Source organism: Maribacter sp. 4G9, from assembly GCF_002742265.1.
Classification (GTDB): Bacteria; Bacteroidota; Bacteroidia; order Flavobacteriales; family Flavobacteriaceae; genus Maribacter.
Genome location: NZ_MDGL01000070.1, coordinates 1 through 467 on the forward strand (window position 1 = coordinate 1; position 467 = coordinate 467).

Sequence of the window (467 nt, forward strand, 5' to 3'; positions counted from 1 at the left end):
AATGGTCTGTTCGCCTATGATTTCATGCCATGCTTCAACGGGTAGTTGCGAAGCGATGATAGTTGACTTTTTCCCATGTCTGTCTTCGATGATTTCCATAAAAGAGTGTCTATTGATGTTGTCCAGGCCTTTGAGACCAAAATCGTCTAGTATGAGTAGATCTTGTTTTTCGAGTTTATTTATTTGCTTTACATAAGAGCCATCTGCTTTTGACATTTTGAGCATGGTAAATAGTTTGGTGGTGTTGAAGTACATCACCTTGTACCCTAATGAGCAAGCTTGATGCCCTATGGCCGATGCCATATAACTTTTACCTGCACCCGTACTACCTGTTATGAGTATGTTTTCTTTCTGCTTTACAAAGTCGCAGGTGGCAAAACGGTTTATTTGGTTTTTGTCGATGTTACGGTCCAGGCCATAATCGATATTTTCCATTACCGCACTATACCTAAAGTGAGCGGTTTTGG

The 467-nt window shown here is 40.7% G+C and carries 1 protein-coding gene; it reads right to left on the bottom strand.

Features of this window, described 5'->3' with window-relative positions; all coding sequences use genetic code 11:
* A partial coding sequence (locus BFP75_RS09855; protein ID WP_165776570.1) for an ATP-binding protein occupies nucleotides 1-467 on the bottom strand: 467 nt, incomplete at both ends.